Origin of the sequence: Pseudonocardia sp. Ae331_Ps2 (assembly GCF_001932405.1) — a bacterium.
Classification (GTDB): domain Bacteria; phylum Actinomycetota; class Actinomycetes; order Mycobacteriales; family Pseudonocardiaceae; genus Pseudonocardia.
Genome location: NZ_MCIM01000001.1, coordinates 2,377,823 through 2,400,772 on the forward strand (window position 1 = coordinate 2,377,823; position 22,950 = coordinate 2,400,772).

At 73.0% G+C, this 22,950-nt stretch carries 19 protein-coding genes and 1 pseudogene; 18 read left to right on the forward strand and 2 right to left on the reverse strand.

Annotated features, from left to right (window positions below):
* Positions 1-48: 48 nt before the first annotated feature.
* Positions 49-888, reverse strand: coding sequence for an SDR family oxidoreductase (locus tag Ae331Ps2_RS11375; RefSeq protein WP_075309008.1), 840 nt, complete (start codon positions 886-888; stop codon positions 49-51).
* Between the two features lie 177 nt (positions 889-1,065).
* Between Ae331Ps2_RS11375 and Ae331Ps2_RS11380 the strand changes: the two genes are divergently transcribed.
* From Ae331Ps2_RS11380 to Ae331Ps2_RS11450, 15 genes are all read left to right on the forward strand, one after another.
* Positions 1,066-2,229, forward strand: a complete 1,164-nt coding sequence (locus Ae331Ps2_RS11380; RefSeq protein WP_075309006.1) for a S9 family peptidase — start codon at positions 1,066-1,068, stop codon at positions 2,227-2,229.
* 328 nt (positions 2,230-2,557) lie between these two features.
* On the forward strand, positions 2,558-3,814 hold the full coding sequence (locus tag Ae331Ps2_RS33180) for a LuxR C-terminal-related transcriptional regulator (RefSeq protein WP_083695459.1): 1,257 nt from the start codon (positions 2,558-2,560) through the stop codon (positions 3,812-3,814).
* The gene (locus tag Ae331Ps2_RS11390; protein ID WP_075550154.1) at positions 3,811-4,509 is read left to right on the forward strand and encodes a hypothetical protein; all 699 of its coding nucleotides are present in this window, start codon (positions 3,811-3,813) and stop codon (positions 4,507-4,509) included. The genes Ae331Ps2_RS33180 and Ae331Ps2_RS11390 overlap by 4 nt, the downstream gene beginning before the upstream one ends.
* A complete protein-coding gene (locus tag Ae331Ps2_RS11395; RefSeq protein WP_020623112.1) occupies positions 4,506-5,375 on the forward strand; it encodes an ABC transporter permease in 870 nt (289 codons plus the stop codon). The genes Ae331Ps2_RS11390 and Ae331Ps2_RS11395 overlap by 4 nt, the downstream gene beginning before the upstream one ends.
* Before the next feature lie 16 nt (positions 5,376-5,391).
* A complete protein-coding gene (locus Ae331Ps2_RS11400; protein WP_075309002.1) occupies positions 5,392-6,273 on the forward strand; it encodes an ABC transporter permease in 882 nt (293 codons plus the stop codon).
* A gap of 320 nt (positions 6,274-6,593) precedes the next feature.
* A complete protein-coding gene (locus Ae331Ps2_RS11405; RefSeq protein WP_371335641.1) occupies positions 6,594-7,496 on the forward strand; it encodes an ABC transporter ATP-binding protein in 903 nt (300 codons plus the stop codon).
* Between the two features lie 3 nt (positions 7,497-7,499).
* Positions 7,500-8,786 (forward strand): MlaD family protein, encoded by a 1,287-nt coding sequence (locus Ae331Ps2_RS11410; RefSeq protein ID WP_075309000.1) that lies wholly within the window; start codon positions 7,500-7,502, stop codon positions 8,784-8,786.
* Positions 8,783-10,171: an MlaD family protein gene (locus Ae331Ps2_RS11415; RefSeq protein WP_075308998.1), complete on the forward strand. Its 1,389-nt coding sequence runs from the start codon at positions 8,783-8,785 to the stop codon at positions 10,169-10,171. The genes Ae331Ps2_RS11410 and Ae331Ps2_RS11415 overlap by 4 nt, the downstream gene beginning before the upstream one ends.
* Positions 10,171-11,535: an MlaD family protein gene (locus Ae331Ps2_RS11420; protein WP_083695460.1), complete on the forward strand. Its 1,365-nt coding sequence runs from the start codon at positions 10,171-10,173 to the stop codon at positions 11,533-11,535. The genes Ae331Ps2_RS11415 and Ae331Ps2_RS11420 overlap by 1 nt, the downstream gene beginning before the upstream one ends.
* Positions 11,532-12,872 (forward strand): MlaD family protein, encoded by a 1,341-nt coding sequence (locus Ae331Ps2_RS11425; protein WP_020623118.1) that lies wholly within the window; start codon positions 11,532-11,534, stop codon positions 12,870-12,872. Before Ae331Ps2_RS11420 ends, Ae331Ps2_RS11425 begins: the two co-directional genes overlap by 4 nt.
* Positions 12,872-14,167, forward strand: coding sequence for an MlaD family protein (locus Ae331Ps2_RS11430; protein ID WP_083696252.1), 1,296 nt, complete (start codon positions 12,872-12,874; stop codon positions 14,165-14,167). The genes Ae331Ps2_RS11425 and Ae331Ps2_RS11430 overlap by 1 nt, the downstream gene beginning before the upstream one ends.
* 15 nt (positions 14,168-14,182) lie before the next feature.
* On the forward strand, positions 14,183-15,613 hold the full coding sequence (locus Ae331Ps2_RS11435; protein ID WP_075308984.1) for an MlaD family protein: 1,431 nt from the start codon (positions 14,183-14,185) through the stop codon (positions 15,611-15,613).
* Complete coding sequence (locus Ae331Ps2_RS11440) at positions 15,610-18,048, forward strand: RND transporter (protein ID WP_139318863.1); 2,439 nt, start codon at positions 15,610-15,612, stop codon at positions 18,046-18,048. The genes Ae331Ps2_RS11435 and Ae331Ps2_RS11440 overlap by 4 nt, the downstream gene beginning before the upstream one ends.
* Entirely contained in the window at positions 18,048-19,166 is a 1,119-nt protein-coding gene (locus Ae331Ps2_RS11445) for a peptidyl-prolyl cis-trans isomerase (RefSeq protein ID WP_139318862.1), read from the forward strand. Before Ae331Ps2_RS11440 ends, Ae331Ps2_RS11445 begins: the two co-directional genes overlap by 1 nt.
* Positions 19,163-19,384 (forward strand): hypothetical protein, encoded by a 222-nt coding sequence (locus tag Ae331Ps2_RS11450; RefSeq protein WP_020627751.1) that lies wholly within the window; start codon positions 19,163-19,165, stop codon positions 19,382-19,384. Before Ae331Ps2_RS11445 ends, Ae331Ps2_RS11450 begins: the two co-directional genes overlap by 4 nt.
* 25 nt (positions 19,385-19,409) lie before the next feature.
* Here the strand turns inward: Ae331Ps2_RS11450 and Ae331Ps2_RS11455 are convergent, their stop codons facing one another.
* Positions 19,410-20,351 (reverse strand): ABC transporter ATP-binding protein, encoded by a 942-nt coding sequence (locus Ae331Ps2_RS11455; protein ID WP_075308982.1) that lies wholly within the window; start codon positions 20,349-20,351, stop codon positions 19,410-19,412.
* 124 nt (positions 20,352-20,475) lie between these two features.
* Here Ae331Ps2_RS11455 and Ae331Ps2_RS11460 point away from each other — a divergent pair, with 124 nt between their 5' ends.
* The 3 genes and pseudogenes from Ae331Ps2_RS11460 to Ae331Ps2_RS11470 all read left to right on the forward strand — a co-directional run.
* Positions 20,476-20,895 carry a hypothetical protein gene (locus Ae331Ps2_RS11460; RefSeq protein ID WP_075308980.1) on the forward strand — a complete coding sequence of 140 codons (420 nt, stop codon included), beginning with the start codon at positions 20,476-20,478 and terminating at the stop codon, positions 20,893-20,895.
* 19 nt (positions 20,896-20,914) lie between these two features.
* The gene (locus Ae331Ps2_RS11465; protein ID WP_060713702.1) at positions 20,915-21,304 is read left to right on the forward strand and encodes a hypothetical protein; all 390 of its coding nucleotides are present in this window, start codon (positions 20,915-20,917) and stop codon (positions 21,302-21,304) included.
* Between the two features lie 42 nt (positions 21,305-21,346).
* Positions 21,347-22,813: pseudogene (locus Ae331Ps2_RS11470) on the forward strand (acyl-CoA synthetase); the annotation flags it as partial.
* Positions 22,814-22,950 lie beyond the last annotated feature (137 nt).

Sequence of the window (22,950 nt, forward strand, 5' to 3'; positions counted from 1 at the left end):
GCCGGGGGTCACCCGGCCCTACGACCCTAGTCAGGGCCCACCGGGGAATCAGCCCTTTCCGCGTCGCGAGCGCACGGCCCCGGTGACGATCCGCTGGTAGGTGGTCGGCAGCAGCCGCACCATGGAGTCGATGGCCCAGGCGTCCGGTCCGATGAGGACACGGCGCTGGTTGCGCCGAACGCCGTCGAGGATGGTCTTCGCGGCCCGGTCGGGGGTCGTGTTCAGCATCCGCTCGAACTCCGCGGTGGCCGCGGCGGCGGGCTTGCCGGTGGCGGTGGCGACGCTGTCGTCGACCCGGGCGGCCTTCGCGATGTTGGTGCGGATCCCGCCGGGGTGCACGCAGGTCGCCGACACCGGGGAGCCGGTGAGCTCGAGGTCCTGGCGCAGCGACTCGGTGAACCCGCGGACCGCGTACTTGCTGGCGTTGTAGCCGCTCATCAGGGGCTGCGCGGCGACGCCGAAGATGCTGGACAGGTTGACGACGTGCCCCGCCCCGGCGGCCTCCAGGTGCGGCAGGAACGCCTTGGTCCCGTGGACCACGCCCCAGAAGTTGATGTCCATGATCCAGCGGTAGTCCTCGAGGGACAGGCCCCCGACGGTCCCGGACAGCGCGACCCCGGCGTTGTTCACGATCATGTGCACCGCGCCGTGGTCGGCGACGACGACGTCGGCCCAGCCGTAGACGGCCTTCTCGTCGGCGACGTCGAGCTCGGCGATGGTGACCCGCACCTGCGGTCCGGCGAGCGCGGCGGTCTCGGCGAGGCCCGCGGCGTCCCGGTCGGCCAGGGCGAGGTGGCAGCCGTCGCCCGCGAGGCGCAGGGCCAGCGCGCGCCCGATGCCGGACCCGGCTCCGGTGATCGCGGCGGTACGACCGGTGAAGGACTTCATCGTCGAGCTCCCCCTCCTACGGGTGTGCCGGAGACCCTAATCCGACGACGGCCGACTCCTCAGGCCCGGGTGATCGGCACCACCCACCGGTCGATCGAGCCAATGGAACGAGACCGTTCCGTCTGCTAGCGTCGAACGAGACGGAACGGTTCCGTCTCGTTTACCTAGGAGGGTCCGATGAAGTTCCTCTACGACGACGAGTCCTTCTCCTTCGAGGCGCTGCGGGCCGCGGGCTACGCCCCCTACGGCGGCGCCGAGCTGGGGGAGGTCCTGGTCACCTGCCGGGCGATCCCCGAGGGCGACGAGGTGGCGTGGTCGACCCGGTGGGCCGCCACCGCCGCGCGGGTCGAGCGCATCGGACGCGACGCACTGGCCGCGGGGCACCGGGTCAGTGCCCGCGAGGCGCTGCTGCGGGCGTCGAACTACTACCGGACCGCGGACTTCTACCGCCGCGAGGACCCGGCCCGCGACCAGGAGTCCGTCCGGCTGCAGACCGCGTCGCGCCGGACCTTCGCCGACGCCGCCGCGCTGCTCGACACCCCGGCCCGCGCCCTGGAGATCCCCTACGAGGGCACCACGCTGCCCGCGTACCTGTTCACCGTCGACGGCTCGGGCGTCCCGCGCCCGACCGTGATCTACCACGGCGGCTACGACTCCACCCTGGAGGAGGACTACTTCGCCCTCGCCGCCGGGGCGCTGCGGCGCGGCTACAACGTGCTCGCCTTCGACGGCCCCGGCCAGGGCGCGACCGTGCGCGCCGGGCTGCACTTCCGCCCCGACTGGGAGGCCGTGGTCACCCCGGTGGTCGACGTCGCGGTCACCCTGCCCGAGGTCGACACCGGGAAAATCGCCCTGGTCGGCACCAGCCTCGGTGGCTACCTCGCGGCCCGCGCCGCCGCCTTCGAGCACCGCCTCGCCGCCTGCGTGCTCCACGACGGCGTCTGGGACATGTACGAGACCGTGGCAGGCGTGGCCGCCGCCGCAGCGGACGCCGGTGGTATCGAGGCACTCGTGGCCACGAGCACCTCGGCGCGCTGGCTGGTCGACAACGGGCGCTGGACCTACGGGGTGGCGACCTTCGACGACCTGCTCGAGGCCACCAGGGCCTACACCCTCGACGGCGTCGCCGACCGGATCACCTGCCCCACGCTGGTGCTCGAGGCCGAGAACGACCAGTTCTTCCGTGGTCAGCCGCAGCGGGTCCACGACGCGCTGACCTGCCCCAAGGACCTCGTGGTGTTCCCGGAGGACGAGGGCGGCGGCGAACACTGTCACGAGGGCGCCACCCTGCGGTTCCACCAGGTCGCCTTCGACTGGCTCGACGGCGTCCTCGCTGACTAGTCCCATCGGGTGAACCTCGCGGCGCACGACCGGCCTGGGCGCGCCACGACCGAAAACGGTCCGACCGCTCGGAATCTGCACTCTTCGTGACCGAATCATGCCTCCGGGAGGGGCATTCACCTGCGTGTTCGGGTGGCAGCACCCCGGTTGATTTGCAGTGGACGTGACTTCTGTCGCACTGTAAAACAGTCAATGATGACCGTAAGTGAGGCGGATTCGAGGATCCGGGCGGTCGCAACCCGGGCGTCCCCACCTCGTTGCAGGGGAGAGCAACACACCCCGGGGTCGATGGTGACGTCGACACCGCCTCAACGAAGAGGAGGACGGTATGGGCGAGAGCACGAGCCGCGTGGCGTTCATGCGTCGCTGCGACACCGGCGGCCGCTGGCCCGGCCAGGGGCGCCGGATGCCGCGGGCCCAGTCCTCACGCGTCGTGGACCTGCTGTTGGCCGCTCGCCGCCTCCTCGACGACGGTCGCCTCCCGCACCCCGAGCACGTCGTCGACCTGGGGTCGGCCCGCGTGGTGCTGCGGACGGTGTGGGCCGAGGCCATGTCCTCGCTCGGGTCGGGCTCGGTCCCGTCGCCGGACTTGGTGAGCATGCTCGGTGAGGTCAAGGAGCTCGACGAGCAGCTCCTGCTCGACGAGCTCGCCCACTCCGACCGTGCGCTGCAGGGCGTCCGCGCCGCGCTCGCCCAGCTCGGTGAGGCCCGCACCAGCACCACCCTGTTGGACACCGCCGCCTCCACCGCCTGCAGCCTCGGCTTCGACCGCTCGATCATCTCCCGGGTCGCGGACTCGCTGTGGATCCCGGAGCGCGTGCACGTGGAACGCGACCCGGCCTGGGCCGAGGAGATCCTCGCGCTGGGGCGCTGTCACCCGCAGACCCTCGACGGCCGGATCGTCGAGACCGAGATGGTCCGGCGCCGCACCTCGCTGCTGGTCGACGAGGTGCAGGAACGCCCCGGCGTCAACCGGCCGATCGCCGACGCCTCGATGTCGCGCAGCTACTGCGCGGCGCCGATCCTCGTGCACGGTGTCGTCGCCGGGTTCGTCCACGCCGACTGCTACTACCAGCAGCGCAACGTCGACCCGCTCGACCGTCAGCTGCTCACCCTCTACGCGCAGGGACTCGGCCAGGCGCTGACCCGCACGATGGTCCTCGACGAGATGGACCAGATCCGCGCCGACGCCGACCGGCTCGCCCGCCGGATCACCGACGCCCGCGAGGGCGACCTCGGCGACGGCTGGTGGGGCCACGGCGAGAACGGCCGGGTCACCGAGGGGGTCCCGGGCGGACAGACCGGTCCGCAGCGCAGCATCGTCGACGGGTTCCTGCGCTCCGCGCCGGTCGACCCGTCGCTCACCCGCCGCGAGGTCGAGGTCCTGCGGCTGATGGCCACCGGCGACACCAACGCCCGCATCGCCACCCGCCTGGTGATCTCCGAGGGCACGGTGAAGTCGCACGTCAAGCACATCCTGCGCAAGCTCGGCGCTGCGAACCGCGCCGAGGCCGTCTCGCACTGGCTGCGGGCCGAGCACGACCGGGCGGGCCGGATGTCCGCGGGTCCGGCCGGCTACCGGTGACCGCTCGCGCGGGTTCGTCCCGCGGAGCGCTGCCCCCGCCGTTGCGGGACTACCTGGGCCGGCTCGACGCGGCCACCCGCCACCTCACGTTCACCGCCCGCCAGGACCTGCGGTCCCACGTCTGGACCGAGCTGGCGCGCACGGCGGGTCCCGCGCCGGCCGAGGAGCAGCTCGTCCGCGCCCTGGAACGCCTCGGCCCGCCCGAGGCCCTCGTGCCCTCCCCCGTGGGGGGTGCCCCGCGTGCCCCCCGCGACCCCGCGGTCGTGCACCTGCTCGGCTGTTCCCTGCTGACCGTGGGGGTGACCGGGCTGATCGGGCTGGTCCGGGTCTGGCGTTCGCCGACCTGGCCGGTCCGCGACGCGCTGACCGCCACCGTCCTGGTGGTGGCCGGTGCCGCTGCACTTCCCCTGGTGACCGCGATCCACCCGGTCGCCGGAGCACTGCTCGGCGGCCTCGGAGCGGGAGCCCCGGCGGCCGCGCTCGTCCTCGGTGCGGTGCTGCTGATCCAGCGCCGGGCCCAGCGCAGGGAACTCCGTACGGAGCACGCCGCGGAGCCGGTCGCCCGTACCACCGATACCCCCCAGGGGGAGGGTGATCCGCCCCCCACGGGAGGTGTGACCCCCGCCTCCGCGGAGCGAGACTTCAGCTCGGTGGACCCGGACTGTTCCGGCCCCGCACTCGAAGGAGAGTTATGACCACGCCTGGGACCCTCACCCAGACGCCCGACGAGACCGTCGAGGTACCGCGCAGGACGGCGGGTTCCGGCGGGGCGGGCGTGCTGCGTCAGGTCGCCGACCCGTTCGTCACCGCGGGCGAGATGTGGCAGCTGATGGTCAAGGTGTTCGTCCTTGCCGTCCGCAAGCCGGTCGGCTTCTGGGCCGACACCCGCGACCAGTGCTTCGACATCCTCAAGCTCACCTGGCTCCCGATGTCCCTCGCGGCGTTCGGGTTCGGGTTCGGTGCGCCGGGGCTCACCGGCGGCGCCATCTTCTACACCTTCGGCATCCCGTACCGGCTCGGAGCGTTCTTCGAGTTCGCGTCGGTCCGCGAGTTCGCCCCGTTCATCAACGGGATGGTCGTCGCCGGTGTCGTCGGAACGGCCATCACGGCCGACCTCGGAGCCCGCCGCATCCGCGACGAGATCGACGCCATGGAGGTCCTCGGCGTCGACCCGATGCGGACGCTGGTGCTGCCGCGGGTCCTGGCCTGCACGATCATGACCGCCGTCCTGGACATCCTGGCGCTGGTCGTCGGTCTGGTCAGCGGCTACGTCGCGGCGGGTCCGATCTTCGACGCCAGCTACGCGGGCTACTACGGCTCCCTGTTCGACCTGCTCAACACGGTCGACCTCTGGGGCAGCGTCGTGAAGTGCGCGATCTACGGGCTGATCATCGGCGTCGTCTGCTGCTACGTCGGGCTCAACGCCAAGGGCGGTCCGATCGGTGTGGGGAAAGCGGTCAACCAGGCCGTCGTCATCTCCTTCGCCGGCATCTGGGTCATCAACTTCGTGTTCACGCTGACCATGCTCGGCCTGAACCCGCAGATGAGCGTCTACAAGTAAGGGAGGTGTCACGGACATGACGCAGCTCGACGACCGGGGGCCGCAGGGCGACCCCGACCGCACCGAACTCCGGGCACCCGAGAAGCAGGGCGTGGACGTCAGCTTCTCCTCGATCACCGGGAAGCTGAAGACCGGCCTCACCGAGGCCGGCGACATCGGCCGGTTCACCGCCGACGTCGTCCGGGACTTCCCGGACATGTTCCGCCGCTACGTGCCCGAGGTGTTCCGCCAGGAGGGCATCCTGATCTTCAGCTCCGCTCTGATCATCTGGTTCATGATGTTCATCATGGGCGGGCAGTGCGGCCTGGAGGCCAGCTACACGCTCAAGCAGATCGGCGCCCCGCTGTACTCCGCGGTGTTCGACGCCTACTGCGGCCTGCGCGAGCTCTCGGTCTACATGTGGGGCTGGATCCTCGCGGCGAAGGTCGGCTGCGGCTACGTGGCCGAGATCGGCTCCATGCGGATCTCCGACGAGATCGACGCCATGGAGGTCATGGGCATCAAGTCGAAGTCGTTCCTGGTCGGTACCCGGATCGCGGCCACCGTGATCGCCGTGCCGTTCATGTACTTCGTCGGACTGGCCATCCTCTACGTGGCGATGTACCTGGTCACGGTGGTGAACCTCGGCGGTGTCTCACCGGGTGGGTTCCTCTACCTGTTCTGGCTGTACCAGAGCCCGTACGACATGTTCGCGGTGATGGTCAAGATCATGACCGAGTCCATCGTGATCGTCGGCGTGGGCCTCTACTACGGCTACAACGCCAGCGGCGGGCCGGTCGGCGTCGGCCGTGCCACCGCGAAGTCGATGATCATCAACCTGGTGCTGATCTCGGTCATCGGGACCATCGGCACGCTGGCCTTCTGGGGGCTCGAGACGAACTCTCCGATCGCCAACTGACCTCTCCGGGGTCGTGCCGCTCATCCCCGGCGGCCGGCCCCGGAGTTCCCCGGCCCGCCCCGACAACCCCCGAACCCCGACGACAGCCCCCCGCCACGGTCCCGGCCCTCCCCAGCCGGCCACGGTCCGGACGTCGCTCCCCGCCGCCCGGTCCGCCGCACCGCGCCCGCTCCCCGGGACCGAGGTGCCCGCTCGCAGTCCCGCCGGACGCGTCCCCCGCGTCCACGGTCCCCGGAAGCCTCCGGGGCCGCTCCCCTCAGCACGTGATCCGCGTGCCGGTTCCCCCGCGCCGGCACGCGCCAGGTCGTCCAGGAGGATCAGTGACCTCGCCGAACCAGCCCCGGCACACCGGACCGGACTCCGAGTACCCCACCCAGCAGATTCCACCCGTCCACGACGGGGGGACCCAGGCCGCGGCCACCCGCGGACCCGGCTGGTCGACCGAGAGCCGGGAGTTCCGGTACGGAACGGACCCGATCCTGCAGGTCGAGGGCCTCGCGAAGTCGTTCGGCAGCACCCAGATCCTGAAGAACATCAACTTCAACTTCCAGCACGACGCCATCACCACCGTGCTGGGCCCGTCGGGCACCGGGAAGTCGGTGCTCATCAAGCACCTGGTCGGGCTGCTCGCCCCGGACCGCGGCGCGGTCTACGTCGGCGGTGTCGACATCTGGTCGATGAGCGAGAACGAGCGCTACGACATGCGGACCCGGTTCGGCGTCTGCTGGCAGGACGGCGCGCTGTTCGGCTCCATGAACCTCTACGACAACGTCGCCTTCCCGCTCCGCAAGCACACGCGGATGTCGGAGAAGGAGGTCGAGAAGACGGTCATGACCGCACTCGACGAGGTCGGTCTGGCCAAGGCCGCGCACAAGGCGCCCAACGAGGTCTCCGGCGGCATGAAGAAGCGCGCCGGCTTCGCCCGCGCGCTGGTGATGAACCCCGACATCGTGCTGTTCGACGAGCCGGACTCCGGTCTCGACCCGGTCCGCACCTCGCTGCTCTGCGACATCATCATGGACGTCCACAACCAGCACGGCGGCACGTACCTGCTGGTCACGCACGACATCAAGACCGCCCGCAAGGTCAGCGACTACGTCGGCCTGATCTGGAAGGGCGAGGTCGTCCACTACGGACCGGCGCACGAGGCCTTCGAGCACCAGGACCCGTTCGTCAAGCAGTTCCTCGCGGGACAGTCCGCCGGCCCGCTCGGGATGGACTGAGCGATGAGCGGACTCCTCGGCAAGATCGCCGCCGGTCTGGTGGCGCTGCTCGTGGTCGGCGGTGTGTTCGTCGCCGTCGGCGGGACGCAGCCGTACACGGTCAGCGCGGTCCTGCCCGCCGGCAACCCCAACCTCATCCCCGGCGCACCGATCTACATCGACGGCTTCCAGGCGGGCGAGATCCGGTCCGTGCGGCCCGAGGAGGGCCACGCGGTCGTCGACTTCACCGTCGACGACGGACTGGCCCCGCTGCACGCCGGCGCGTTCGTCCACGTGCAGTGGAAGGCCGTCGTCGGTGAGCGCCTGCTGTTCGTGCAGGACGGTCCCAAGGACTACGCCGAGATCCCGAGCGTCGGCATGGTGCAGGGCGACTTCCCGAAGCCGACCGAGGTCGCGGACGTGCTCGCCGCCCTCGACGAGCCCACCCGGGCGCGGCTGACCAGCCTGGTCGGCACCCTGCAGAACACGGTCACCGGGCACGAGCAGGACCTCAACGCCACCGTCGACACCGCCGGACCGGCGCTCGCCGCGGTCGGCAACGTGCTGCGCGGCATCGGCACCGACGGTCCGGCGATCTCCAAGCTGGTCACCGACCTCAACGGCACGGTGGACACCCTGGCCAGGCGCCAGCAGGACCTCGGCTCGGTGGTCGACGAGCTGGGCACCAGCGCCCGGGCGACGGCCGCCCAGCGCGAGCAGCTCCGCTCCGCGCTGGCCAAGCTGCCCCCGACGCTGCGCACCGCCCAGGGCACGCTGAACAAGGTCCCCGGCGTCACCGACGAGGCCCTGCCGCTGCTGGAGGACCTGCGCCCGGCGACCGAGAAGCTGCCCGGCGTGTCCGAGCAGCTCGCCCCGCTGCTGCAGGACCTGCGGCCACTGGTCGCCGATCTCAAGCCCACGCTCGAGGCGGCCTCGGCGCTGCTCGACCGCACCCCCGGCCTCCTCGACTCGTCGAACCGGGCGCTGCCGGGCCTCGCCGAGACCGCGGGCGGCTACGCGCCGGTGCTCGAGGCGCTGCGCCCCTACGCCCCCGACGTCGTCGGATTCCTCTCCACCTGGGGATCCGCCGCGCAGAACTTCGACTCGAACGGCCGTTACATGCGGATCTTCGCGCAGGCCGGCCCCGCCACGCCGGTCGTCTACCCGCCGGGCGTGACGCCGCCGGGGATCGTCCCGAACCTGAACCCGGCCCCTGGCTCCGCCGACCAGACCTCGGGCAACGGGGAGCAGGGGCCCGGCGCCCCGCTGCTGCCGCAGCTCGGCGACGCCAGCGGGGAGGGTCCGCGATGAGCCTCGGAGTCTCCCGCTGGCGGGTCCTCGCCGTCGGCCTGGTCGCGCTGCTCGCGGGCACCGGTGCCGCCGCCGGCCTCTCCAACGCCGAGTCCGGCCGGATCCTGATCGCGGAGTTCGCCGACGTCAGCCCGATCCTCGCCGGCCAGCAGGTCAAGATCAACGGCGTCACGGTCGGGGAGGTCGGGCAGCTCCAGTTCGACCCGCAGCGCAAGGTCGCCGAGGTCCCGCTGCGCGTCGACACCCGCGCCCTGCCGATCCACGCCGACGCGAAGGTGACCGTCGCCCCGGTGTCGCTGCTCGGGGAGCGCTTCCTCAACCTGAACACCGGCACCCCGGGCTCGCCCGAGCTGCCCATGAACCAGCCCATCGGGGTGGAGCGGACCGGCCAGGAGGCCGACCTGCAGAACATCCTCGACACCTTGGACGACCCGACGGCGGGCGCGCTCGCCGCACTGGTCACCACGCTGGGCCAGGGCACCGCGAACAACGGCGAGAACATCCAGAAGACCCTCGCCGCGCTCGCCCCGGCCATGAAGGACACCCACCAGCTCGTCGGCGTCCTGTCCGACCAGAACGAGCTGCTCGGCCGGGTCATCGACCAGGTCGAGCCGGTCACCGGCGCACTCGCCGTCGACCAGGGCAGGCGGCTCGACGGCCTGGTCGCCTCGACCACGTCGCTGCTCGACACCACCGCCGCCCGCGACGCGCAGCTGCGCGGCACCCTGCAGGAGCTCCCCGGCACCCTGGCCGCGGCCCGCGCCACCCTCGGCGAGCTCGCCGGCCCGGCGCAGTCCACCGCGGTCACCCTGGGCAACCTGCGGCCGACCACCGACAACCTGGTGGACATCAGCCGTGAGCTGCAGCGCTTCGCCGACTCGGCCGACCCGGCGCTGGCCTCGGCCGACCCGGTCCTGGACCGGGCGAGCGAGCTGCTCGACCAGGCCCGGCCGGTCGCCGCGGAGCTCCGGGCCGCGGGCCCGGACCTGCAGCGCACGGTCACCGGTGCCGAGCCGATCGTCCGGGAGCTCAACGGGAACCTCGGCAACGTGCTCGGCTTCATCCGGAACTGGGCGCTGACCACCAACCAGAAGGACGGGCTGTCCCACTACTTCCGGGCCAGCTACGTGCTCAACGGTGACCCGGTCACCGGATTCCTGCCGGGCGGCGTGCCGGACTCCGCACCCGCGCCCGGACCGGACGCCAGCCCGAACCCGCAGGTGAACGAGCCCGCCCCGTCCCAGCCGGGGCCGGGGACCGCGGCCCAGCCGGGCCAGGACTCCAACACCCTGCTGCAGAGCCAGCCCACCCCCGAGAGCAGCGCCACCGGGCTCAGCCCGGAGCAGGAGCAGGGCGCGCTCGGAACCCTGCTGGGAGGCCAGTAATGGCGAGTGCCAAGCCCAAGCGCGGCGCGCGCTTCCGATCCGGTGTGATCGGCCTGCTGATGTTCGTCGCGGCGGGGTTCTTCCTCTACGTCGCGCTGACCGCCCAGAAGGGTCTGCCCTTCGCCCAGCACGAGTTCCGCACCGCGGCCGTCTCGGACACCGGTGACCTCGCCGTCGGCAACGACGTCCGGGTCGGCCAGGTCCGCGTCGGACGCGTCGACGACATCACCCTCGCCGACGGCGTCCCGCAGGTCCGGATGCAGCTCGACGACGCCGCCACGAAGGTCTTCAAGGACGGCTCGGCCGCGGTGACCGGCCGGTCCGGTCTCGGTCAGCAGTACCTGGACCTCGACATCGGCACCGAGCAGGCCGGCGTCCTCGGCGAGGACGACGTGCTCCCGGTCCAGCGCTCCCGCGGCGCGGTGCAGCTGCTGGACCTGGCCAAGGTCTTCGACCCGGCCACCCAGGACTCCACCCGCTCCGCGTTGCAGCAGCTCGGCAACGGTGCGGCCGGACACGGCCAGGACCTGGCGGACGTGGCGAAGGCCGGCCCGCAGATCCTGCCCTCGCTCGGCACGACCGCCCGGTCGCTGTCGGTCGACGGCGGCCGCGACCTGACCGGGATGCTGCAGTCGCTGGAGAGCCTGTCCTCGCGCTTCGCCGGCCGGGAGCAGGAGATCTCCTCGCTGGTCGGGCAGCTCGACACCACGTTCGCGGCGATCGACGCGGACAAGGGCACAGCGCTGGGGGACACCCTCGACATCGCCCCCGAGGCGCTGCCGGCCGCCCGCAAGGCCCTGGAGGACCTGCAGCAGCCGCTGGCGTCGACGAACTCGGCGATGACGCAGCTGCAGACCGGGTCCCGCTCGCTCGGCGACGCCACCCCGGACCTGCGGGGCGTGCTGGTCGAGGCCCCGCAGCCGCTGGACAAGCTGCCCGGCGTCTCCGACTCGGCCGAGCCCGCGCTCGGCTCGCTGACCCCCGCCGTCGCCGATGCGCGCCCCGTCGCGCCGAAGGTGACCCAGGGAGTCGGCTTCGCGAACACCCCGCTGCAGGTCCTGGCGCCCTACGCGCCGGAGATCGCGCAGTGGTTCACCAGCGCCTCGTCCGGCCTGTCCGACGGCGATGCCGCGGGCCACCACCTGCGGTTCACCCTGATGGTCCGGCCGGAGTCCTTCGTCGGAGCGGCGGGTCTGCCCGACCCCACCGCGGCGAGCAACCCGTACCCGGCCCCCGGCCAGGCACCGAACGACGCATCGCTGGGCCTGCTGCCCGCCCCGGGCCCGTCCAACCGGACGCCCCAGGAGCAGCCCGGCCAGGGCGACAGCGCCGCCGGCGGCGGCCTTCTGGGAGGTAACCGATGACCGCCCCCGCACAGGGCACCGGCACGCCACGGCTGCGCCGCCGGCTCCCGCTCTGGGTGGCCGCTCTCGCGGTCATCGGGATCATGCTGCTGTCGCTGGTCCTGGGCCTGCTCAAGCCGCAGGTCACGACGCTGCTCATGAAGCTGACCGGCGCCTCGACCCGGACCGTGCACTTCACCGCGAACCAGTTCCTCTTCGAGGACGTCTCGAAGGTGAAGGTCGCCGGTGTCGACTCCGGTGTCGTGAGCTCGGTCGACCCGGCGCCCGACGGCGGCGCGATCGTGACCGTCGTCGTCGACCCGGAGGTCGTGGACACCGTCGGCGACCAGCCGTCGGCACGGCTGCGGCCCACCACCCTGCTGTCCGGCCTGTTCTACATCGACCTCGTCCCGGGCGGTGACCGCTCCGCGGAGTGGACCGAGCAGATCCCGGTGGACCGCACCCGGCTCCCCACCGAGGTCGACGACGTCGCCGAGCGTCTCCAGCCCGACGCCCTCGAGGGCGCGAAGGCCGCGGTCACCCAGTTCGACGAGACCCTCGGCAACGCCGGCGGCAACGAGGCGCTCCACGAGCTCCTCGCCACGGCGCCGGGGACCCTCGGTCCGGCCGCCGGGGTCGTCGAGTCGCTGCGCGGCACCCAGCCGGAGAAGGACCTGACCGAGGTCGTGCGGGGTCTGCAGCGCACCACCGGCACGCTGAACCGCGAGCCGGGGCAGCTGGACGGCATCGTCGCGAACCTGCAGGACACCACGCAGGTCCTGGCCGAGACCTCCGGTCCGGTCGCCGACGCGGTCTCCAGGCTGCCCGGCGTCCTCGACACCACCGACGCCGGCCTGAAGCGGCTGAACGTGTCGCTGGACAAGCTGCGCGACACCGCGGGCCCGGCCCGGCCCACCGTCCAGGAGCTGGACGAGCTCCTGGGCCGTGCCGAGCCGGTGCTGGCCGACGCCCGCCCGCTGGTGTCCGACCTGCGCGCGGCGCTGGTCGACGCCCGCCCGCTGGTCGAGGGCCTGGTCCCGGCGAGCGAGGGCGCGACGCGGGTCCTCGACGACCTGCCGGCGCCGCTCGAGCGACTGGGCGGACCGGTCCTCGACTCGCTGAACACCCCGTTCGTCGGCGAGGGCCCGTACTCCGCGGTCGACAGCCGCGGTGTCCCCCTCAAGGACGAGGTCGGTCACATGTTCTCGAACCTCAGCAGGACCGGCGCCTACGTCGACCCCAACGGGCACGCGGTGTCCTTCCACCCCGGTCCCGGCCTCGGCACCGTGCCCGGCCTGGGCTCGGTGAGCCTGGAGAACATGTTCCAGCAGATCTTCCACGGGACGGGTGGTCGGTGATGGCGGCAACTCCCACACCTGCACCGGAGGCCCCCCGCGGGTTCCGGGCCAGGTTCCGGTCCGGACTGGACCGCGTCCGCAACGAGCCCGGTCTGGGCCGGAACGTGATCGCCCTCGGCGTCGTGATGGTGCTCGGCCTGGTCTGCGGGGGCTACATCCTGTCCCAGCAGCGGTTCGTGCCGCCGTGGGCGAACGAGCGGATGGTCTACGCGACCTTCTCCGAGACCCCGGCGCTGGCCCCCGGCCGCGGCCAGGAGGTCCGGATGTCCGGCGTCCCGGTCGGCGACATCCGCTCCTCCGAGCTCACGCCGGAGGGCACCGCCCGGGTGCTCCTGGCGATCGACCGCAACGACTACGACGGCCCCGTCTACGACAACGCCACCGTGGTCCTGCGGCCGAAGAGCCCGCTCAACGAGATGTACATCGAGATGGACCCCGGCACCCCCGCCGGCAAGGTCCTCGACGACTACGGCGTGCTCCCCGTCGCCAACGCCAAGCCGCCGGTGCAGATCGACGCGGCACTGGCCCACCTGGACCAGAACGCGCTCGCCGCGGTGCAGTCGCTGCTGGAGGCGTCCGACGTCGCCCTCGCGACGGCGCCCCAGGACCTCCCGCAGGGCGTGCGTGCCACCACCGAGGTGGTCGACCGGCTCAAGCCGGTCGTCGACCAGCTCGACCGGCGCCGCGACAACCTGGCCCGCCTGGTCACCTCGATCGGCCAACTCTCCACCGCCGTCGGCGGCGACGAGAAGCGGCTCACCGCCCTGGCGAACTCGCTGTCGACCACGCTGAGGACGGTGTCCGCGCAGAGCCAGGCCCTGCGTGACTCGCTGAACCAGCTGCCCGGCGTCGTCGACAACCTCGGTGCGGCCACCGGCAACGTCGCGCAGCTCTCCGACCAGCTCGACCCGACCCTGGACAACGTCCGGGCCGCCTCGGAGCAGCTGCCCGGCGCGCTGGACCGGCTGACCGACACCGTCGACACGCTCCACACCACCGTGGACAAGGCCCGGCCGGTCGCCGAGAAGCTCATGCCGGTCGCGGCGGACCTGCGCCCGTTCGTGAACGACCTGAACGGGACGCTGCCCGCGCTGAAGGAGATCTCCGGCCGGCTCGACCCGGTCACCGCCGGCCTCCAGCAGTACCTGCCGGACCTGAACGCCTTCGTCTACCAGACGTCGTCGGTGACCAGCCTGCGCGACGCCAACGGCGGCATCCTGCGCGGTCTGCTCCAGTTCGGCCCGACCACCATCCCGGCGCCCGGCGCCGACGAGCTCTCCCAGACGCCCCGGTAAGGAGGTGACCCCCGGATGAAGATCCCCCACTCCGCGCTCCCCGCGATCAGGACGACGATCCTGCTCGCCTTCACCGCGGCGTCGGCGTTCGTGTTCCTGTTCTTCTGGACCTCGGTCGGCGGCTACGTACCCGGCTACACCCAGGAGCAGTACACGACGTCGTTCCACGTCGACAAGGTCAACAACCTGGTCCCGCAGTCCGATGTCACCCTGAACGGGGTGAAGGTCGGCAAGGTCCTGACCGTCGAGGCGACCCCGGACGGGCGCGCCGAGGTGGTCGTCAACCTGACCGACGAGGACGCCATCCCGCTGCACGAGGGCATCACCGGCCGCATCAACTCGAAGACGCTGGTCGAGGAGACCTACGTGTCCCTCGTCGACGGCCGCGGTGCCGAGCTGCCCGACGGCAGCCGGCTCCCCGACGGCGCCGTGCAGTCCGCCGTCCTGCTCGACGACCTGATCCGGACGCTGCCCGACGATCGCCGCGTCGCGCTGGCCTCCACCCTGCAGTCGCTGGGTGCGGCCACGAAGGACACCCAGGCGGGGGTCGACGGCGCGCTGGCCGGCCTCGGCCAGCTCGGTCGCGAGGGCGGCACCGCCCTGGACGCGCTCGCCGCGCAGTCGAAGGACCTGGAGCAGCTCTCGCAGAACACCGCCGCGGTGCTCGCCGCGCTGGACGTGCAGCGCGGCCGCATCGCCGACCTGGTGACCGACGCCAACCTGGTCACCGAGGTCACCGCGAACAGCCGCACCGACCTGGAGAACACCGTCCGGGAGCTGCCGCCGACGCTGAAGGCCGCCCACGACGCCAGCGACGACCTGTCCCGGCTCGCCGGTGGGCTCGGCCCGGTCGCGGCGAACCTGGACCGGGCGGCGCCCGCCCTCGACGCGGCGCTGAACGAGCTCCCGGCGACCACCCGCGACCTGCGCGGACTGCTGCCCTCGCTCGACGCGACCCTGGGCAAGGCCCCGGTCACCCTGGACAAGGTCCCGCAGTTCTCCGACGACCTGCGGGCACTGCTGCCCGAGGCCGACCGGGCGCTGCTCCAGCTCAACCCGATGCTGGAGTACCTGAAGCCCTACGGCGGCGACATCTACCAGTTCTTCACCAACTTCGGTGAGGCGGTGTCGCGCGGCGATGCCAACGGCACGCTCCTGCGCGTGATGCTGGTGTTCCACGCCCAGTCGTTCGCGGGCAGTCCCGTCCCGCTCAACGGGATCCCGCCGCTGGACGACAACAACCCGTACCCGCGGCCGGGCACGCAGAACAACCCGCAGGACGACGCGCCCCCGCCGCAGGTGGCCGATCCCGGACCGGCGAACCAGGCGCCGCCGCCCGGGCCGGCCCCCACCGTCGGGCCGCAGCCCACGGGCGAGGCCGCCGAGGGCGACCAGCCCCCGGCACCGGCGCCGTCCGGTGGTGGACTCCTGGGGCTCGGCGGATGATCCGCGGCCTCCGCACGACCCTCGACGGGCGTGGCGCCGCATCCGCGGCGTCGCGCCCGTCGGGGCGTTCCGCCCTGGTCTGGATCATGCTGCTGGCCCTGGCGGCGCTGACCGTCGCCGGCGTGTCCCGGGTGAAGGTCGAGACCGGGGTCGAGTCGTTCCTGCCGTCGTCGGACCCGTCGGTGCAGCGCTACACCGAGCTCGCCCGCTCCTTCGGTGGCGACCCGATCGTCGTGCTGCTGCGCGCCCCGCAGGCCCCCGGCCTGCTCGACCGGGACGTGCTGCCGCACGTGCTCGGCCTCGAGGGGCAGCTGTCGCAGCTGCCCGACGTCGCCTCGGTCTACGGCCCGGCGACGACGCTGAACCAGCTGGCGTCGCAGTCCCAGAAGCTGCTCGCCGAGCTCACCGGACGTCGCGACGGGCTGCAGCGCGCCGCGGCGATCACCGCCCGGCAGCGCGGCGAGGACCCGGCCGCCGCCGCGAACGCCGCCGTCGCGGCGTTCGACGCCCGGTACGGCCCGCTGATCGTGCAGGGCCTGCCGGTGGGTCTGCCGACCCTGCGCAACCAGCGCTTCATCGACCACTCGATCATGGGTTCGGGCGGTGAGCCGCGCCCGCAGTGGCGCTACGTCGTCCCCGACAACCGTTCGCTGGCCGTGCTGGTCCGCCCCCGCGAGGGGCTCGACCAGGCCGGGACCGAGCAGCTCGTCGCCGCGGTGAACGACACCGTCGCCCGGGCGCAGCTGCCCGCCGAGGCCACCGTCTCCGGCGTCCCGGCCATCACCGCCTCGCTCGGCGTCGCGGTGGACCGGGAGGCGCCGGTCCTGGGCGCGGTCGCAGTCGTCGCGATCGGGCTCTGCCTGTTCCTGGTGCCCTGGACCCGGCGGCGGCGACGGCTGATCCCGCTCGCGGTGACCCTCGCGGCGACCGCGGCGACGCTGGCCGTGCTGGGCTGGATCGGCCGCCCCGTCTCGCTCGGGGTGGTCGCGTTCCTGCCGGTCCTGGTGGGTCTGGGCAGCTACTACCCGACCTACTTCGCCCGCGGGGCACGGCCGCGGACGGTCGTCGTCGTCGCGGCGGGGACGGCGGCCGGGTTCGGTGCGCTGCTGCTCTCGCCGCTGCCGTTCGTGCGGGACCTCGGGTCGACCCTGGCCCTGGGCGTCGCGTTCGCGGTGGCGCTGGGCTGGTTCGTCTACCGGCCCGGTGGCTGGGCCGGCCCGGACCGGCCCGCGTCCGCCGCGCCGGCCGACCCCGCGACCGATGCCGCCGCCGACCCGGCCGACCCGGACCCGGCCGCCCCCGACGCCGACCCGGCCGACGCAGGTGCACCCGCCGGCGACGACGCGGCGGCGCCGGACGGTCCCGGGCCGGTGGCCCGCCCGGGCCGGTCGCGGCTGGTCGCCGTCGTCCTCGCCGGTCTGGTCGCGGTCGGCGGCTGGGCCACGCTGCCCTTCCTGCCCCTGCAGACCAGCGTCGACGCGTTGTCGGCCGGGCTGCCCGCCGTCTCCGACGCCACCCGGGTCGAGCAGATCCTGGGCTCGGGCGGCGAGCTCGCCGTCGTCCTGCGGTCCACCGACGGGAAGGGCGACGTGCTCACCCCGCAGGCGTGGACGTGGATGACGACGGCCCAGCAGTCGATCGTGCGGCTGCACGGCGACCAGGCGCGGCCCGCGCTCTCGGCGCCCACGCTGCTGTCGTTCCTCGGCCCCACCCCGGACCAGGAGCAGACCCGGGCCGGCGTCCGGCTGCTGCCGCCGTACCTCACCGGCGCGGTGCTGCGGCCCGACGGCCAGGTCGCGGTGCTGTCCTTCGGCGTCCGGCTCGACGACCTCGATCGGCTCCGTGGGCTGACCGACGCGATCACCGCCGAGCTGCCCCCGGCCCCGCCCGGCTTCGTCGCCGAGGTCTCCGGGCTGCCCGCCGTCGCGGTGCAGGGCTACGAGCTCGTCTCCGCCGACCGCTACCTCGCCGGCACCGCCGGCCTGGTCGCCGCGGCGCTGGTGCTCGGGGTCGGGCTGCGGCACCGGCGCGACGCGCTGCGCGCCGCACTGGCCGCCGTGCTGGCGACCGGCGCCAACCTGTTCCTGCTCTGGGGGTTCGGCATCCCGCTGAACCCGCTCACCGTCGCGCTCGGGTCGCTCACCGCCGCCGTCGGCTGTGAGTTCACCGTGATGACCTGCGACGCCGTCCGCACGCGCGACCCGCGCCTGCGGACCGCGGTGACCCTCGCCGCCCTCACCTCGGGCACCGGGTTCGCCGTGCTGGCGTTGTCCGACCTCGCCCTCATGCGCGAGTTCGGGCTGCTCCTGGCGTTGTCCGTACTGCTGTCCTACCTGGCCGCACGGGTCGTGGTGCGGGCGTTCCCGCCCGCGCACGGCCCGGCCGACCCCGCGCGGAGTACCCCCGCCCGGGAGAAGCTCGTTGGAGTGATGTGATGCGAGTCAAGTCCACACTGGCGTGGATCGCCGGCGCCGCCCTCGACCGGGTCCGGACCACCTGGACCGGCCGGATCGTGGCGGGAGTCCTCGTCCTCGCCCTCGTCGCCGGGGTCGGCGGCGGGGTCTGGTGGAAGATGCAGCAGGTCCCCGACGGCGCGGCGCTGGCCGTCGGCGACCGGGTCGTGACCGTCACCGACCTCGACGACCGGGTGCAGACCCTGCGTGCGCTCTACGGCGTCCAGCCGCCGGTCGAGGACCCGGTGAAGATGGACGGCTTCCGCCGCGACGCGGCCAAGGCCGTCGCGCTGAGCATGGTGCTGGAGGACCGGGCGACCGAGCTGGGCGTCGGCGTCGCGGACGCGAAGGTCCGCCAGACCCTCGACCAGTACATCACCCAGCAGCTCGGCAACGGCCCCGGTGCGCGCGACGACTTCGTCAAGGTCCTCGGCAACGTCGGCACCACCGAGGACAAGGTGATGAACGAGGTCCGCCAGCAGATGGTCGTCGGGGAGCTGTTCGACAAGGTCACCAAGGACGTGACCGTCACCGACGACGACCTGCGTGCCGAGTTCCCGAAGTATGCCCAGCGGCTCGGGACCCCGGAGAAGCGCGAGCTGTCCAACATCGTCGTCGCCAGCAAGGAGGCCGCCGACAAGATCGCGGCCGACCTGCGGGGCGGCGCCGACTTCGCGACCGTCGCGCGGGCCACCACGATCGACAACGCCACCCGCGCGAACGGCGGGGCGCTGGGCCCGATCGGCGCCGACCAGCTGCAGCCCGACTACGCGAAGGCCGCCTTCGGCGGCCCGGCCGGCCAGGTGTTCGGCCCGGTGCAGAACCAGTTCGGCTGGAACGTCGGCCGGTCGGGGGCGGTGACCCCGGGCGTCCCGGCGAACTTCGACCAGGTCAAGGACCGACTCCGCGAGCTGGTGCTGTTCGACCGCCGGATCGGCCTCTGGGGTCAGTGGATGACCGACTCGCTGGCCGACGGCGACGTCCGCTACGCCGACGACTACCGCCCCGCCGACCCGGACACCGCGCCCACCGGCGCGAGCCCGGGCCTGCCCTCGGGCACGCCGCAGACGGTCCCGCCCGCGCCGGGCGGCGGCGGGTGAGTCCCGCCTGGACCGTCCTGACCTTCGCGGGTCTGGGCGTCCTGCTCGCCCTCATGGGGTGGGCGGGACGCCGGCACGCCGCGGGCCTCGGCGCGGTCCCGGGGATGCCCGCCGAGCTGCAGCGGCACCGGGTGGCGGTCATCCGCCGCGGCGCCACGGCCTGCCTGGTGGTCGGCGTCGCGTTCGTCGTGGTCGGGGTGCTGGCACCGTTGCTGTGAGGCCCATCGGGTCACCAGCAGGTCATCAGCGGGTCAGCAGCAGGAACAGGCAGTACGAGGTGACCAGCGCCAGCACCACCAGCGCGGGCACCACCAGCCGCGGGTCGAGCTCGACGGTCCGGGAGCCCCGGCGCGGCCCCTCCAGCTCGGCGCGGGTCGCGTCCGGGTCGGGCGGGCCGAGGAGGTCCGAGATCCGGAAGCGGCGCTCGACGTCGGAGACGGCGGCGACGCCGTGCAGCAGCTCCGCGGGCGGCCCGCAGGCCACGATCCGGCCGTGGCACAGGATCGCGACGACGTCGGCCAGCTCCCGGGCCAGCGCGACGTCGTGCGTGGTGACCAGCACCGTCGCCCCCGACCGCTCCTGCTGCTCGCGGACCGCCGTCACCAGCGTGTCCGCGTGCGCGGCGTCCAGCCCGGTCTCCAGCTCGTCGAGGACCAGGACCGGCGCCTCCACGGCGAGGGTGCGGGCGATCGCGAGCCGTTTGCGTCCGTGTGCCGGCAGCTCCGCGGGGAGCGCGTCGGCCCGGTCGTGCAGCCGCATCTCGCGCAGCCGGTGCATCGCGATGCGCTCGACCCGCTCCGCGGACAGACCGCGGCCATCGAGGGCGTAGGTCAGGTTGTCGTAGGCCGACAGGGACCCGAACAGCGACGACTCGAACACCGACGGGCCGCCGAACAGCACGCTCATGCCGCGGCGCAGGCGTCGCAGCTCGGTCTCGCCGGCCGCGTGCACGTCGACACCGCCGACGGTGACGGTGCCCCGGCCCGGCGCGACGAGCCCGGCGAGGTGGCGCACCAGGGTGGTCTTGCCCGAGCCGGACGGGCCCATCAACACCGTCACGGTGCCGGGCGCCAGGTGCAGCCCGAGTCGGAACAGCACCGGGGTGTCGTCGATCATCGTCGTCACGTCGGTGAAGTCGACCGCCGGCCCGCGGGGCGGCCTGCCGCCGGACACGGGATCGGTCATCGCACCAGTGGACGCCCCGGGCTCCGGAGGCTCGTCTCCCGGCGGTGGTGACTCCCTCTCCCGTAGTGGGTGTCCCTGCGTGCGGAGGGGGCCTACGCCCGGGCGGTCCCTCTAGCCTGCGGCCATGATCGAGCAGGTGCGGAGCCGGTCCACGATGCCGTGGGCCCTGGTCCTGTCGGCCGCCGCGTGGATGCTGAGCGCGGTGCTGCTGGCCGTCGCGTGGGCCGGGCTGCGGCCGGAGCCGACGGTCGACGAGGACACGGCGAGCACGCTGGCGGGCCAGGGTGCCCCGGTCGTGGCGTCCGGGGCGACGGCGCCGTACCCGACCTGGCTGCTGCTCGTCCTCGCGGTGCTGCTCCTCGCGGCGGGCGCCGCCCTGGCGCTGCGCCGCCGCGTCGCCCGTTACCCCGCGGTCGTCCTGTCCGTTGTGTCGGTGGTGCTCCTCGCCGTGGCGGGGCGCTGGGAGACGATCCCGGCGATGGCCCTGCTGGTGGTCGGGACCGTCCCGCTGCTGACGCCCTCCGCGCTGCGACACCTGCGCTGAGCGACCGAAGGGAGACCTCGTGGCCGTCCCGGGGTTCGACTGGTTCTCCGACCGCGTGGACTGGGTCAGCCTGGTCCGCGGCGCCTCGCTGGCGTTCAGCGTGCTCGTGATCGGCGGGCTCGCCGCGCCGCTGGGCTCGCAGATCCCGGTCGTCGGGCCGGCCTGGCTGATCATCACCGCGGTCGTCGCGTTCGTGCTGGCGGGCTACCGGATCGGCGACGCCGTCGACCCGCGGGTGCACGGCGCCGGCGCGGCCGTCGCCGGGTACCTGCTCGTGTTGCCGCTGGTGGTGCTGGGCACCGGTGGGCTCGACCCGACCCAGCTCGTCCTCACCCTGCTCACCGCCGTGGTCATGGGCGCGATCGCCGGGCATCTCGCGGGCCGGAACCGGGACCGCCGCACCGTGTGACGACGCGGCCGGCCGGCGACGGCTCCGCACCCGAGCGGGGGATACGCCGAGCTCGACGACCGCTCGCGCCGGATCGCCCACGTCCTGCGTGACGCCGGGCTGCGCCGCGGCGACCACGTCGCCTTCCTCTCCGACAACGCCCCCGAGGTCTTCGAGATCTACTGGGCGGCGATGCGCTCGGGCCTGTACATCACCGGCATCAACCACCACCTCGCCGCGGACGAGGCCGCCTACATCGTGGACGACTGCGGTGCCCGGGTGCTGTTCGTCTCGGCCGCGAAGCGCGAGCTCGCCGAGGCGCTCGTGGAGCGGACCCCCGGCGTGGAGCGCCGTTTCGCCTTCGGGGGAGCGGTCGAGGGCCACGAGTCGCTCGGCGCCGCGACGGAGCTCGCCGTCGACGGGCCGCTGCCCGAGCAGCCCCGCGGCGCGGACATGCTCTACTCCTCGGGCACCACCGGACGCCCCAAGGGCATCAAGCCCGCGCTGCCGACGATCCAGGTCGACGAGCCCGGTGACCTCTACACCGCGGTGTTCGGCCCGATGTACGGCTTCGGCGAGGACACCGTCTACTACTCGCCGGCGCCGGTGTACCACGCCGCGCCGCTGCGCTTCGGCGGCATCGTGCACGCCCTCGGCGGGACCGTGGTGATGGCGCAGAAGTTCGACGCCGAGGCCGCGCTGGCGCACATCGCGCACCACCGGGTGACCCACGGCCAGTTCGTCCCGACGATGTTCGTCCGGATGCTCAAGCTCCCCGACGCCGTCCGGACGTCCTACGACGTCTCCTCGCTGCGGGTGGCCGTGCACGCCGCCGCGCCGTGCCCGGTCGACGTCAAGCAGAAGATGATCGACTGGTGGGGCCCGGTCCTGTACGAGTACTACTCCTCGACAGAGGGCAACGGCGTCACCTTCATCGACCCGGCGGCGTGGGCGGACAAGCCCGGCTCGGTCGGCAAGGCAGGCCTCGGGGTCATCCACGTCTGCGACGACGACGGCCGCGAGCTGCCGACCGGCGAGGTCGGCACCGTCTACTTCGAGCGCGACGTACCGCCGTTCGAGTACCACAACGACCCGGAGAAGACCCGTGCCGGCCGCCACCCCGAGCACGACAACTGGTCCACCACCGGCGACGTCGGCTACCTCGACCCCGACGGCTACCTGTTCCTCACGGACCGCAAGGCATTCATGATCATCTCCGGTGGGGTGAACATCTACCCGCAGGAGATCGAGGACGTCCTCACCCTGCACCCCGCGGTCTACGACGTCGCCGTCATCGGCGTGCCGGACCCGGAGATGGGCGAGCAGGTCAAGGCGGTCGTGCAGACCCCCGACGGCGTCGAGGGCTCGCCGGAGCTAGCGGCCGAGCTCCTCGAGTTCGTCCGCGAGCGGATCGCCCGCTACAAGGCCCCGCGCAGCGTGGACTTCACCGACCAGCTGCCCCGCAGCGCCACCGGCAAGCTCGTCAAGGGCGAGCTGCGCGCGCGGTACGCGGAGCCGGCCACCGCCTGACGGCCCACAGCGGTCACTCCCGGGGCAGCCGGTCACACACTGTGCCTCCGTAGGGAGTACGGAACCACCCCCCGGGAGCGATGTGACCTCCCTCGCTCCCCGGCCACCATCTGGTCCGACGGCAGCGCCCGGCCCCC